Annotated in this window: 13 protein-coding genes; all 13 read right to left on the bottom strand. The window is 64.7% G+C overall.

The window, feature by feature from the left end; all coding sequences use genetic code 11:
* On the bottom strand, positions 1-347 hold a 347-nt coding region (locus LPZ50_RS13750; RefSeq protein ID WP_230662038.1), incomplete at its 3' end, for an NAD(P)-binding domain-containing protein.
* Entirely contained in the window at positions 344-769 is a 426-nt protein-coding gene (locus LPZ50_RS13745; protein WP_230662037.1) for a carboxymuconolactone decarboxylase family protein, read from the bottom strand. The genes LPZ50_RS13745 and LPZ50_RS13750, both read right to left, overlap by 4 nt.
* Before the next feature lie 64 nt (positions 770-833).
* Entirely contained in the window at positions 834-1,643 is an 810-nt protein-coding gene (locus LPZ50_RS13740) for an N-acyl homoserine lactonase family protein (protein WP_230662036.1), read from the bottom strand.
* Between the two features lie 34 nt (positions 1,644-1,677).
* A complete protein-coding gene (locus LPZ50_RS13735) occupies positions 1,678-2,955 on the bottom strand; it encodes a TRAP transporter large permease (protein ID WP_230662035.1) in 1,278 nt (425 codons plus the stop codon).
* 15 nt (positions 2,956-2,970) lie between these two features.
* Positions 2,971-3,426 (bottom strand): TRAP transporter small permease, encoded by a 456-nt coding sequence (locus LPZ50_RS13730; protein WP_230662034.1) that lies wholly within the window; start codon positions 3,424-3,426, stop codon positions 2,971-2,973.
* A gap of 66 nt (positions 3,427-3,492) precedes the next feature.
* Entirely contained in the window at positions 3,493-4,497 is a 1,005-nt protein-coding gene (locus tag LPZ50_RS13725; protein ID WP_230662033.1) for a TRAP transporter substrate-binding protein, read from the bottom strand.
* 321 nt (positions 4,498-4,818) lie between these two features.
* Positions 4,819-5,700 (bottom strand): LysR family transcriptional regulator, encoded by an 882-nt coding sequence (locus LPZ50_RS13720; protein WP_230662032.1) that lies wholly within the window; start codon positions 5,698-5,700, stop codon positions 4,819-4,821.
* Positions 5,701-5,836: 136 nt separating this feature from the next.
* Positions 5,837-6,385, bottom strand: a complete 549-nt coding sequence (locus tag LPZ50_RS13715) for an acyloxyacyl hydrolase (protein WP_230662031.1) — start codon at positions 6,383-6,385, stop codon at positions 5,837-5,839.
* Between the two features lie 167 nt (positions 6,386-6,552).
* Complete coding sequence (gene accD / locus LPZ50_RS13710; RefSeq protein ID WP_230662030.1) at positions 6,553-7,428, bottom strand: acetyl-CoA carboxylase, carboxyltransferase subunit beta; 876 nt, start codon at positions 7,426-7,428, stop codon at positions 6,553-6,555.
* A gap of 35 nt (positions 7,429-7,463) precedes the next feature.
* Positions 7,464-8,324, bottom strand: coding sequence for a tryptophan synthase subunit alpha (trpA, locus tag LPZ50_RS13705; RefSeq protein WP_230662029.1), 861 nt, complete (start codon positions 8,322-8,324; stop codon positions 7,464-7,466).
* Between the two features lies 1 nt (position 8,325).
* Positions 8,326-9,525: a tryptophan synthase subunit beta gene (gene trpB, locus LPZ50_RS13700; RefSeq protein ID WP_230662028.1), complete on the bottom strand. Its 1,200-nt coding sequence runs from the start codon at positions 9,523-9,525 to the stop codon at positions 8,326-8,328.
* Positions 9,526-9,619: 94 nt separating this feature from the next.
* A complete protein-coding gene (gene argE, locus LPZ50_RS13695; protein ID WP_230662027.1) occupies positions 9,620-10,774 on the bottom strand; it encodes an acetylornithine deacetylase in 1,155 nt (384 codons plus the stop codon).
* Positions 10,775-10,883: 109 nt separating this feature from the next.
* On the bottom strand, positions 10,884-12,843 hold a 1,960-nt coding region (locus tag LPZ50_RS13690; RefSeq protein WP_230662026.1), incomplete at its 5' end, for a RelA/SpoT family protein.

The raw sequence follows: 12,843 nt of genomic DNA, 5'->3' as shown, positions 1-12,843 counted from the left end.
ACGCCGCGCTCGGCCAGCGAGGCGGGCACGGCCCTCGCCGTGGCCGGCCCGGTGGTCGACATGTCGACATAAACCCGCATAATGCCGCCCTGAGCCAGCCCTTCAGGGCCCAATGCCACCTTGCGGACGATTTCCGGCGTAGGCAGGCAGACGCACACGATCTCGCAGCGGGACGCAACGTCGGCCGGCGATGCCGCGCTTGCCACATCCATGCCGGCAAAACGCGCATAGGCCTGTGGCCGTGCGTCGTGGACCACCAGCGGCACCCCTCCCTTGGCCAGGTTAAGGGCTAGTTCGGCGCCCATGCTGCCCAGGCCGATGAATCCAACGGGTACGGGGGCGCTCACGGCTGCGCCTCTTGCTGGCGTTCTTCCAGGTACTGCCGAATAACGGGCGTGGCCACGCGAAAACCTTCCACACCCGCCGGCACCCCGGCGTAAACCGCCGCCTGCAACAGGGCTTCCTGAATTTCCTCGGGAGAACAATCATTGCCCAAGGCCGCCCGGACATGAAGTTCGAGTTCTTTGGAGCGGTTCAGCGCGCTGAGCATGGCGATATTCAGAAGGCTGCGCACTTTGCGCGGCAAACCCGGGCGACCCCATATTTCGCCCCAGCAGTATTCCGTCGTCAGTTGCTGCATGGGCTGGTTGAAGGCGTCGGCCCCCCACAGCGCGGTGTCGATCTTCTCTTTGCCCAGCAGGGCCTGCCGGATCTCCAACCCCTTGTCGAAATTCTCGTTCCTGCGGTACTGAGGTGTGTCTTGTGTCATATGTTTTGCTCGAGTGGAAAAAGAAATGATTGCTGCGCAGCCTCATCGCGGCCGCAGCAGTGCCTCAATCGGGCGGCATGGCGTCCAGCCGCACCACCTTGCCCGCCAACGCGGCGCTGGCGGGGGGATACCTGAGCATGACTTCCGGATCGTGGCCCGGCACGATGTTCTGTTCCGAATCGGCCAACTCGCGCACGGCGCGATAGCCATCCAGCATCTCGCCCACGTGATACACCACCGGGAACGGATGGCCGCGCGCCAGGTTTCCATACAGATGCGCCGCATCGGATGCCAGCACCATCCAGCCGCGCTGCGTCCATATGCGCACGACCTGCAGGCCGGCGGTATGGCCGCCCACCCAATGCACGGAGAGCCCTGGAGCTATCTCGGACGCCCCGCGGTGAAAGCGCACGCGCCCCTGGTACAGCGTGCGCACGTAGTCGACGATATTGTCGACATCGAAAGGATGGCGCAGCAGGCCGTGGCACATGCAAGGGCCGGTGGCGTAAGCGGCCTCGGCCTCTTGCAGATGAAAAGTGGCGGACGGAAAATCCGCCAGCGTCCCTGCGTGGTCATAGTGCAGGTGGGTAATGATGACGTGTTCGATCTCGGCTGCGCTCAATCCCAATTGGGCCAGGGCGCCAGGTATCGGCATCAGCAGCTCGCGGCCGCGAGCGAGCGCGGCGGCCTCGCCGAAGCCTGTGTCCACCAGGTAGGTCTCGCGGCCGCGGCGCGCCACCCAGACGTAATAGTCCAGGTCCGAAGCCGCTTCGTGGAAATCCGCGCCGCCCAGGTAGTTGTGCGGCGCCTGCCGGCCACGGTGGCACGCATACCTCAAGGCATACAGTTCGAAGGGTGCGGGATCAGTCTGCATGGGAAGTTGTCCGGAACATCGATGTATGCGCCATTTAGCGGCCGAGCCACTGCGGTAGCCACAACGCGGTGGCCGGCACCAGCAGCACGGCCAGCGCCAGCAGGATCAGCATGCACACATAAGGCAGGCTGCCGCGAATGGCGTCCTGCAGTGCGCCCTGCCCCGACCGCGCCACCACATACAGGTTCATGCCGATGGGCGGCGTGATCAGGCCGATCTCCATGGCAATGACGAACAGCACGGCGAAATGCACCGGATTCACGCCCAGCGCCACCATGGCGGGAAGCAGCATCGGCACCATGATCAACAGCATGGATGTGGCTTCCATGAACATGCCCAGCACCAGCAGAATGGCCATGATCAGCAGGTTGAACTGCAAGGGGGTCAGCCCCATGGCCTCGACGGCGGACGCCACCCTGAAACCCAGCTCGACAATACTCAGGTAGTGGCCCAGCAGCATGGCCGCGGCCAGAATGATCATGATGGCGCTGGTGTCTATCATGGACTTGCCCATGATCCGCAGAATGTCCAGCAGGTTCATCTTGTTGTAGAACAACTGGCTGATCAGCATCGAGTACACGACAGACACGATGGCGGCTTCCGTGGGCGTGTACACGCCGCCGTAGATGCCGCCCAGTATCAACACGGGCAGCAGCAGGCTGGGCGCCGCCTGCCTGAGGGCGGCCAGGCGCTCTGGCAGCATTGCCCTGGGCCGCCTGGGGTAATTGTTCATCCGGGCGATGAGCATCGCGCATGCCAACAGGCTGGCTACCGCCAGCGCGCCGGGAATCAAGGTAGCCGAGAAAAGCGCAACGACCGACTGGTCCGTGATGAAACCGTAAAGAATGAGCGGGATGCTGGGAGGGATCAAGATGCCGAGCGTTCCACCGGCGGCGGTCACTCCCATGGCGTATGCGCGGCTATAGCCGGCTGCAATCATGGCTGGAATGGCAATCGAGCCTATGGCCAGCGCGGTCGCCACGCTGGACCCGGATATCGCCGAGAAAATCGTGCAGGCAAGAATGGTGGCCACGCCCAGGCCGCCCCATAAATGCCCCACCCACACACGCGCGAACTTGACCAGGGCGTCCGAAATACCGCCGGCGGTCATCAGATTGGCCGTGATCACGAAGAACGGCACAGCCAATAGCGTGAACGGAGTCAGGCTGTTGTATATGATCTCGGCCGACGCCATGAGCGGCAGGTCGGCGATGTAGAACCCCAGCAGTGCGCTCAACCCCAGTGAAAGATAGATGGGCGCGCCAATGGCCAGCAGCGCGACCAGCAGGACGACGGGAAGATAATCGATCACGTTGATGTCCCCCGGTTATTTGCGCCGCGCCCTGACCAGCAGGGCGATGCAGGCGATCGCAAAGCCGGCCGGCACCGCCATCCGGGCAATCCATTGCGGGAACCGCAACGCGGTGGGCGACAACTCGTTCAACAAATACCGTTGCCACGCGACATCGACGCCGAAGTACACAAGCACGCCGGCAAACGCCAATGCCAGCGCCAGCGTCACCTTCGACAGCGCGGCTTGCCAGGCGGGCGGCAAGCGCTCAAGCAACACCGTCGCCCGCAAATGCTCGTTCCAGAACTCGCCCAGCCCGAACGCGATCAGGGTGGCCCAGACGATCAGGTAGGTAATGACCTCGTCGGAAAAACTGAAGGCCATCGTAAAGGCATAGCGCGACACCACGGCCAGTACGCCAATCAGCGTGCTGGCCAGCGCCACCGCGCCCAGCAAAAGCAGACCCTTGTCGCGCAAGCGGTCAGACGTCATGTCATTTCCCCGTTTTCAGGCTGATTCGGATGGCGCTCCGAAGCGGGAGCGCCCCGCCGGCCGGCGCTATTTAGCGTCCGCGCCAGTGCGCGCCAGGCTGGCGGCCTGCTCCAGCTTGCCGGCCTGCACGAAGGCGGCTCCGGCCTTCTCTGCCGATGCCGCGAAGGCCCGCACGTCGGAAGGCTGCAGCACTTTCACCTGAACGCCATTCCCACGGAAGCGCTCGATGGCTGCCTGATTGATGCGTTCCAATTCGCTGTCTTGCCAGCGCACCGACTCTTCCATGGTGTCGAGCATGATCTGCTGCAGATCGGCGGGCAGCTTCTTCCACGAACGCATGTTCATGATCGCCACATAAGGGGTGTATTTGTGATTGGCGTAGGTCAGGTTGCCAACCAGTTCCCAGCCTTTCACCGAATCCAGCCCCGACATGGTGGTTTCCAGGCCATCGATCACGCCTTGCAGCAAGGCCGTCGGCACCTCGGGCCAGGCCATCTGTACGGGTTGCGCGCCCATGGCCTTGAATGTCTGCTCGACCAACGGGTTGCCCACTACACGGATCTTCTTGCCGCTGAAATCGGCGGGCGCCTGGACCAACGTGGATTTCCTGGTGGTTCCCCACACCCACGCGCCCATGTTGTAGTAACCAAGAATCTTGACGCCGAGCTTTTCCTCGAAGCGCCTGGCCAATTGCTGGCCGAAGGGGCCAGCCAGCATGCGCCGATACTGTTCGTAGCTGATGCCCCACATGGACGGCAGTTCAAATACGGCGGCTTCGGGCACCACCGCCGTCAACAGGCCGCTGGGCGGGGCTCCCAGGTCCACGGTGCCCGAGGAGACGGCCGGGATGACATTTACATCGTTGTACAGCTGGGCGCTGGGATACACACGAATGGCAATGCGTCCGTCCGATTTTTCCTTCACCAGATCGGCCCATTTCTGGAATGCCTGGACCTTGATATTGGTGGTGGCGGAATCTGCCGAGAAGCGAAACTTGAATTCCTGGGCCTGCGCCGAAGCGGCGGCCAGCATCGTCGCCAGCGACAACGCCAAAGCGTTGATGATTTTCATGACTCCTCCTTAGTGTTTTTTCGTTTTGCAGGCACGACACGCGGCCGGCGGGGCAAAGCCCGCCAGGGAACACACATGTTGGGAAAGCGCCGCCCGGACGGACAGCACCTGTTGTCGAACCCGCCGCCGGCAAAGCGCGTAGCCGGCGGTGGCTGCCTGCCTTATTGCTGCGAAGACAGTATCGTTGCCATGCCAAGCAGTATATCGACGGTAAAACCGCCTACAAGTGCGATTTCGTCAATCGCCATTAGCAAGATTCGAAGGGCCCAGCCCGCCCTGCCCCGGGGGAAGCATGCGCTTCACGGCAAACGGGCGGACGGCCTATGAGTCGGCCAGGAACGACAGCAGTTCTTCGGCCGGCGCATCCAGTTCACCGGGCCGCACGCAAAGCAGGATCTTGCGCTCGACCCAGGCATCGCTCACCTCGATCATTCTGATGCGCAGGCTGGGGACGTAGCTGCGCGCCGCGGCGCTGGACAGCATGCCAACGCCCATGCCCGCCTCGACCATGCGGCACAATGCCTCAAAGCTTTGCGTCTGGGCGCGCAGCTTCAGGTTCTTGCCATGCACGGTGGCCGCCGACAACATCCGTTCGGTTTGCAGGGCGTTGGTATCGAGGCCGATGAAGTCGTAATCAAGCAGGTCCTGGAACGCGACACGTTCGGCATGCAGGGGATGACCCTGCGGGACGATGATGCAAAGCCTGTCGACCTTGTAGTCGCGCACGTCCAGCCCGTCGACAATGGCGCCTTCCATGACAATGCCGATATCTCCCGCGCCTTCGTGGATGAACGTCGGGATGTCGGCGCTGCGCCGTTCGCGCACTTCGATCTTGATATGCGGACGCGACTGGCTGAAGCGCGCCAGTTCCTGCGGCAGGCCCTGCGCCATGGCCGTGGTGTTGACGAACAGCCGCACACTGCCGCGTATGCCTCCCACATACTCTGCCAGCTCTTGCTGCATGCGCTCGATTTCCTGCAGCACCTTGTCCACGCCCTTGGCCACGATGATGCCGGCGGGCGTGGGCTCGATACCGCCGCCTGGCGGACGGCCGAAGAACTCGATACCGAATTGGTGTTCCAGCAGTGATATGCGCCGGCTGGCCGCCGACAGTGTGATATGCATGCGTTCGGCCGATTTGGACAGGCTGCGGGTGTCCACGGCGTGACGGAGCAAGGCGAGCGAAGTCAGATCGGGCAGCATTGGCTGGGTTGTATTCCTTGATGTTCCGGCAAATACTGCGCGGATGCAGCCATTCGGCCCCTTGCGGGCCGGCCCGCCAAGGGCCGTGGGCGCATCGGGGTTCCGGCAACAGTTGCGCGAAACCCCGGCCGCGGCCTCAGAACTGATACGTGTAAGTCAGCTGCAGCACATCCAGGCCCGGGTTCGGCCGCTTGATGCTGGCGTTGGAGAAATGCGAATAACGCAGGCCCAGGCGGTTGTTCTGGTTCAGCATGAAGCCCAGGCCCAGGTGATCGCCGAACTGGAAGGCCGTGCTGATGTTTTCGTCGGCGAAGCGCGTGCTGGTAAAGGCCGTGGCGCCGATACCCGCTTCGACGTAGAAGCGTTCGGTCATCCACCAGCGGAACATGGGAATGGCATTGAACTGCCACACACTGCTGGGCGAACGCGAGCCGCTGGCCCACCAGTACGCCGCACCGAATTCGCCGGTGAGGTCCAGGCGGCCCCAGTTGCCGCCGAACTTGAACAACTGGATGCCCGGGGTTTCGTACACCAGTTCGGCGCGCTGGTAGTGGTCGCCTATGCCATAGTGCAACCCAATGCCGCCCTGGGTGGTGGTTTGCTGTGCCTGGGCCGAAAATGCCAGGCCGGCGAACGAAAGCGCGGCAAGCGCCGTGCGGATGTTCTTTTTATTGAGCTTCAACATGAATACTCCTGTATTTTGTGCACCGCTAAACATAGCAGAATTTGCGCCATGGCCGCTGCCGCTTGTATCGGCGCGTCAACAGTCCGGCGGGAAAATTCGACATGCCGTGGTGAATACAAGACTGATTCCCGCGCAATATGGAAATATTGCCCGGGAAGTATCCCGTGTCAGGCGGTGACCACGTCGGCCGGCTGGTCGGTCAGCAAGGCCAGCAGGCGGGCCAGTTCCTCGCGCAATTGGCGGCGGTCGACCACCATGTCGATGGCACCCTTCTCCAGCAGGAATTCGGCCCGCTGGAAGCCTTCGGGCAGCTTTTCGCGCACCGTCTGCTCGATGACGCGCGGGCCGGCGAAGCCGATCAGGGCCTTGGGCTCGGCAATGACCACATCGCCCATGAAGGCAAAACTGGCCGACACGCCGCCCATGGTCGGGTCGGTAAGCACGCTGATGAACGGCAGGCCGGCGGCGGACAGGCGGGTCAGCATGCCGTTCGTCTTGGCCATCTGCATCAGCGACAGCAGGCTTTCCTGCATGCGCGCGCCGCCGGAGGCGGTGACACAAATGAAGGGCGTCTTGTTCTCCAGGGCCACCTGGGCGCCCCGCGCAAAACGCTCGCCCACTACCGAGCCCATCGAGCCGCCCATGAATTCGAATTCGAAGCAGGCCACGACGGCAGGCACGCCGCGCACCGAACCGCTCATGACCACCAGGGCATCGGACTCGCCGGTTTGCTTGGTGGCTTCTTGCAGGCGCTCGGGATATTTGCGCGTGTCCTTGAACTTAAGGGTGTCCACCGAACGGGTGTTCTGGCCGATTTCGACGCGCCCCTCCACATCGAGCAACGAATCCAGGCGGGCACGCGAACCGATGCGCATGTGGTGATCGCATTTGGGACACACGTGCAGGTTGGCCGCCAGGTCTTCGCTGTACAGCACCGATTCACACGACGGGCACTTCACCCACAAGCCCTCGGGCACGCGCCGCGGGCCGCTTTCGCTGGTTTTATTGATGCGGGGAGGCAGGAGTTTCTCGATCCAGCTCATTGTCATTCTTCCGTAAAGAGATGCGCGCCGGGGCTTCAGGCCGGTGCGCTGTCTCGTTTGACTTCGTCGAGGGCCTGCCGGATGCCGCCCAGCCACAGGCTGGCGGCCGCAACCGCGGCCTCGGTTTGCTTGCCCGCGGGCGCGGCAGCCACGGCCTGCTCGAGGGTTTCGATAAGTTTGCTGCCGATTACCACCGCATCGGCCGAGCGGGCGATGCGCTGGGCGCTGGCCGCGTCGCGTATGCCGAAACCCACGCCAACCGGAATGTGCACATGGCGCCGGATGAGGGCCACGCGCGCCGCGACGTCATCGGCATTCAGCGTGGCCGAGCCCGTTACACCCTTGAGCGACACATAGTAAACATAACCGCGCGCCACCTTGCCCACTGCCTGGATACGGGCATCGGTAGACGTGGGAGCCAGCAGGAAAATGGGGGCAATGCCGCGGTCGCCAAGTTGCCGGGCGAAATCGTCGACTTCTTCGGGCGGGTAATCCACCACCAGTACGCCATCCACCCCGGCGGCCTGCGCGGCCTGGGCAAAGGCCTGCTGGCCCATGCGTTCAATGGGGTTGGCGTAGCCCATCAGCACCACCGGCGTGGTGTCGTCGTCGCGACGGAATTGCGCCACCAGTTCGAGCACGCGGCGCAGGCCCACGCCCTGGGCGATGGCGCGCTCGGCGGCGCGCTGGATTACCGGACCGTCGGCCATGGGGTCGGAGAACGGCACGCCCAGTTCGATGATGTCGGCGCCGGCCTTGGCCAGGGCGTGCATCAGGGGCACGGTGGCGTCGGGGGAAGGGTCGCCCGCGGCAATGTACGGGATCAGGGCCGCCGCGCGGCCCGAATCTGCCACGCGGTCGAATGCCGCGGCGATGCGATCGGTTGGGGTAGTCATGTCAGAACTGGATGCCCGCGCGCTCGGCAACGGTGTGCATGTCTTTGTCGCCACGGCCCGACAAGTTGACCAGGATGATGTTGTCTTGCGGCAGCGTGGGCGCCATTTTCACGGCCTGGGCGATCGCGTGCGAGGATTCCAGCGCCGGCATGATGCCTTCGATGCGGCAGCAGTCGTGGAACGCGGCCAGGGCTTCGTCATCGGTAATGCCCACGTATTCGGCCCGGCCGCTGTCTTTCAGCCATGCGTGTTCGGGGCCCACCCCGGGATAATCGAGCCCGGCGGATACCGAATGGGTTTCCTGGACCTGGCCGTCGGCATCCTGCATGACATAGGTACGGTTGCCATGCAGCACGCCCACCTGGCCCGCCGCCAGCGACGCCGCATGACGGCCGCTGTCCATGCCTTCGCCCGCGGCTTCCACGCCCACCAGCTTCACGTCTTCGTAGGGGATATACGGGTGGAAAATACCCATGGCGTTCGACCCGCCCCCCACCGAGGCCACCACGTAGTCGGGCTGGCGGCCGGCGTCCTGGGGCATTTGCACCAGGCATTCGTTGCCGATGACCGTCTGGAAATCGCGCACCATGCGGGGGTAGGGATCGGGACCGGCCACCGTGCCGATGATGTAGAAGGTGTTCTCGATGTTGGCGACCCAGTCGCGCATGGCTTCGTTCAGCGCGTCTTTCAGGGTGCGCGAACCGGATTCCACGGGCACCACGGTGGCGCCCAGCAGCTTCATGCGGTACACGTTGGACGCCTGGCGCCGGACGTCTTCGCTGCCCATGTACACCACGCATTCCATGCCGTAGCGGGCTGCCACGGTGGCGGTGGCCACGCCATGCTGGCCGGCGCCGGTTTCGGCGATGACGCGCGGCTTGCCCATCTGGCGGGCCAGCAGCGCCTGGCCGATGCAATTGTTGACCTTGTGGGCACCGGTATGGTTCAGGTCTTCGCGCTTGAACCATATCTGCGCCCCGCCCAGTTCGCTAGACCAGCGCGCGGCGTGGTACACGGGGCTGGGACGCCCGACGAAATGCTTGAGTTCGTAGTTGAAGGTTTCAACGAACTTGGGGTCGAGCCGGCAACGGTCGTAGGCCGCGCGCAGCTCGTCGAGCGCGTGCATCAGGGTTTCAGCCACGAACACGCCGCCATACTGGCCAAAATGGCCCTGGGCATCCGGAAGGTCGTAAGAGTTCACCAGTGTTTCTCCTGGGCGGCCGGCAAACGCATCGTTCGCCGCGCAGCCCGCGTCGCAACCCGCCATTTTACCCGAGCGGACGGGCGGGCCGCCCCTAGGCCAGCGACTGCCCCAGGCGCCGCAGGAACTTCTCGCAAGCGGCCAGTTGATCCAGGGCCACGTATTCGTCGGGTTTGTGCGCCTGCTCGATGTGTCCGGGTCCGCACACCACGGTGGGAATGCCCAGTCCCTGGAACAGCCCGGCCTCGGTGCCGTAGGCCACCTTGCGGGTGGCCCGGTCGTCGGTCAGGGCGCGCGCCAGCTGGGTAATGGCCGCCGCTTCCGAGGCATCCAGGCCCGGCGCGCTGGCGCCCGTCTGGATGTCGATGCTGGCGCCGTCGAATTCGGCGTGCATGGCCGGCAACAACGTTTCCTGGACGTAGCGTTCGATCTGGGCCTGGATTTCGTCGGCCGGCATGCCCGGCAGATTGCGGAATTCGTACGAAAACTCGCAGCGCTCGGGAATGGTGTTGACCGCGATGCCGCCCTGGATCAGGTTGGTGGTCAGGGTGGTGTACGGCACATCGTAGAACTCGTCATAGGGCCCCTGGGCCTTGTAAGTATCGGCCACATCGCGGATGCGGCAGATCAGGCGCGCCGCGTATTCGATGGCGTTGCAGCCGCGCGGGGTCAGCGACGAATGTGCCGCCTTGCCCTGCACGCAGCAGCGGAACAGGTTGATGCCCTTGTGGGCCACCACCACCTGCATGCCGGTGGGCTCGCCCACCACACAGCCGTCCGGCCGGATACCGCGGTCGCGCAGTTCAGCCAGCATGACGGGAGCCCCCACGCAGCCGACTTCTTCGTCGTAGGAAAACGCCAGGTGTATCGGCTTCTTGCGCGGCATGGCCAAGAACTCCGGCACCAGGGCCAGCGACGCCGCGATGAAGCCTTTCATGTCGCAGGTGCCTCGCCCATAGACACGGCCGTCGGCTTCCGACAGGCTGAACGGGTCGGTGGACCAGGCCTGGCCATCCACCGGCACCACGTCGGTATGGCCCGACAGGACGATACCTCCCTGCTCGCCGCCATCGCTGGCGGGCAGCGTGGCGAACAGGTTGGCCTTGGTGCCTTCGGCGTTGTTCGCCAGCCAGGCCTGCACCCCCTGCGCCTTGAGGTGGTCGCGCACGGTCTCGATCAGGCCCAGATTGGAATTGCGGCTGGTCGTGTCGATTCCAACCAGGGTTTGCAGCCAGGTACGCGTGTCCATGTTCAGGCTCTCTCGACGGGTAAAACACCGAGTGTAGGCCAAGAACGGAGCCGCCGCCCCCGGGTCGTACCCGGGGCCCGCCCAGGGAAGTTCCTGGCGCGAACAGGCCCTAGTTGCGCCCGGCCGTAGTCACCCCCGGCACCTCGGACAGGGCCGCCAGCGCCTTGCCCAGCGACTCGCCGCCGCGCACCTCGACGGTGAAGATCATGTGCGCCAGCGACTGGCGGCTTTGCGTGTTGACACCCACCACGTTCAGTCGCTGGCGGGCGAACACTTCGGACAGGTCGCGCAGCAGGCCCGGGCGGTCGTGCGCGTGCACGCTGATATCCACGGGGTAGAAAGTTTCCGATGTCTTGCCCCAGGCCACGTCGATGACGCGCTCGGGTTCGCGGGCGGCCAGGGCCTGGTAGCTGCGGCAGCCCACGCGGTGGATGGACACCCCGCGGCCGCGCGTGACAAAACCCGCGATCTCGTCGGGTGGCGCGGGGCGGCAGCAGCGCGCCAGTTGCGTCAGCAGCGATCCCACCCCCACCACCAGCACGCCGCTCTTGCCGCTGCGCGCGGCGCTGTCGGCGCTGTGGGCATTGGCAAGCGATGCCGCCTCGGGCTCGGGCTCGGGCGCGGGCTGCTGGAACACCGCGTCGATCTGCCGCAGGCTGAACTCTTCTTTGGCCGCCGCCACGTAAAGATCGTCGGCACGGGCAAAGCCCAGGGTCTGCGCTAGTTGTTCCAGGTTGACGGCCGTCTTGCCCAGGCGCTGCAGTTCTTTTTCCACCAGCGCCTGGCCGGCGGTAATGCGCTGCTGCAGTTCGATGGCGTTGAACCACATGCGCACCTTGGCGCGCGCCCGCGGGCTGGCCAGAAAGCCCAGTTGCGGGTTGAGCCAGTCGCGCGACGGGCCGCCCGACTTGGCCGAGATGATCTCGACGGTCTGGCCGGTGATCAGGTGGGTTTGCAAGGGCACCATCTGCCCGTCCACGCGGGCGCCGCGGCAGCGGTGCCCCAGGTCGGTGTGCAAGTGATAGGCGAAGTCCACCGGCGTGGCGCCGGCCGGCAGTTCGATGACGCGCGCCTGCGGCGTCAGTACGTAGATGCGTTCGTCACGCGGCGTGCTGGTGGGGGCCACGACCCGCTGGCCGCCCTCTTCCATGTCGGTGTTCCAGGCAAGCAGTTGGCGCATCCATGACAACTGGCGGTCGTAGTCGCTCGAGGCTGCCACCTGCCCGCCCTTGGCGCCCGCCTCTTTGTAGCGCCAGTGCGCCGCCATGCCGTACTCGGCGAACTGGTGCATGCCGCGCGTGCGGATCTGCACCTCGAATGGCCGGCCGTCGTCGTCGGCCACCACCGTGTGCAGCGAGCGATAGCCGTTGGGCTTGGGCCGCGAGATGTAGTCGTCGAACTCGTCGGGCATGGGCGTCCACATATCGTGCACCATGCCCAAGGCCGTGTAGCAATCGCGCACGTCATCGACAATGACCCGCAGCGCGCGCAGGTCATACAGCTGCGAGAACTCCAGCCCTTTCAGGCGCATTTTGTTCCAGATGCTGTAGATGTGCTTGGGCCGGCCGCTGACTTCGGCCTGGATGCCGGCTTTCGCCAGCCCCGCCTGCACGCGCTCGATGGCGTTGGCGATGAAGGCTTCGCGCTCGGCGCGCTTTTCTTCGAGCAGGCGGGCGATCTGCTTGTACCGGTCGGGCTGCAGGAAGCGGAAGGCCAGGTCCTCCATTTCCCATTTGATCTGCCAGATACCCAGCCGGTTCGCCAGTGGCGCGTACAGGTCCAGCGTTTCCTGGGCGAATGCCGGCGCGCAGGGCGTCTTGGATTCGGCGTGCCAGCGCAGTGTCTGCAGGCGCGAGGCCAGCCGCATCAGGACAATGCGCAGGTCGGCCGCCATGGCCAGCAGCATCTTGCGCTGCATTTCTTTCTGGTCGCCGCTGTCGGCCTCGCTATCGCTGGCGCCGCGCGCCACCAGGCCCAGGCGCAGCAAGGCGCGCGCGCCCTGCACCAGGCGGGCGATCTCGGCGCCGAATTCGGCGACCACCGGATCATTGCGCAACGAAGGCGCCGGT

Origin of the sequence: Bordetella petrii (assembly GCF_020991325.1) — a bacterium.
GTDB lineage: Bacteria > Pseudomonadota > Gammaproteobacteria > Burkholderiales > Burkholderiaceae_B > Bordetella_A > Bordetella_A petrii_E.
Note: the sequence above shows the minus strand (reverse complement) of the source record. Positions and strands in the feature narration are given on the sequence as shown.

Coding starts and splice junctions, on each gene's coding strand:
- LPZ50_RS13745 (WP_230662037.1), bottom strand. CDS start 769: ATGACACAAGACACACCTCAGTACCGCAGGAACGAGAATTTCGACAAG.
- LPZ50_RS13740 (WP_230662036.1), bottom strand. CDS start 1,643: ATGCAGACTGATCCCGCACCCTTCGAACTGTATGCCTTGAGGTATGCG.
- LPZ50_RS13730 (WP_230662034.1), bottom strand. CDS start 3,426: ATGACGTCTGACCGCTTGCGCGACAAGGGTCTGCTTTTGCTGGGCGCG.
- LPZ50_RS13725 (WP_230662033.1), bottom strand. CDS start 4,497: ATGAAAATCATCAACGCTTTGGCGTTGTCGCTGGCGACGATGCTGGCC.
- LPZ50_RS13720 (WP_230662032.1), bottom strand. CDS start 5,700: ATGCTGCCCGATCTGACTTCGCTCGCCTTGCTCCGTCACGCCGTGGAC.
- LPZ50_RS13715 (WP_230662031.1), bottom strand. CDS start 6,385: ATGTTGAAGCTCAATAAAAAGAACATCCGCACGGCGCTTGCCGCGCTT.
- accD (WP_230662030.1), bottom strand. CDS start 7,428: ATGAGCTGGATCGAGAAACTCCTGCCTCCCCGCATCAATAAAACCAGC.
- trpA (WP_230662029.1), bottom strand. CDS start 8,324: ATGACTACCCCAACCGATCGCATCGCCGCGGCATTCGACCGCGTGGCA.
- argE (WP_230662027.1), bottom strand. CDS start 10,774: ATGGACACGCGTACCTGGCTGCAAACCCTGGTTGGAATCGACACGACC.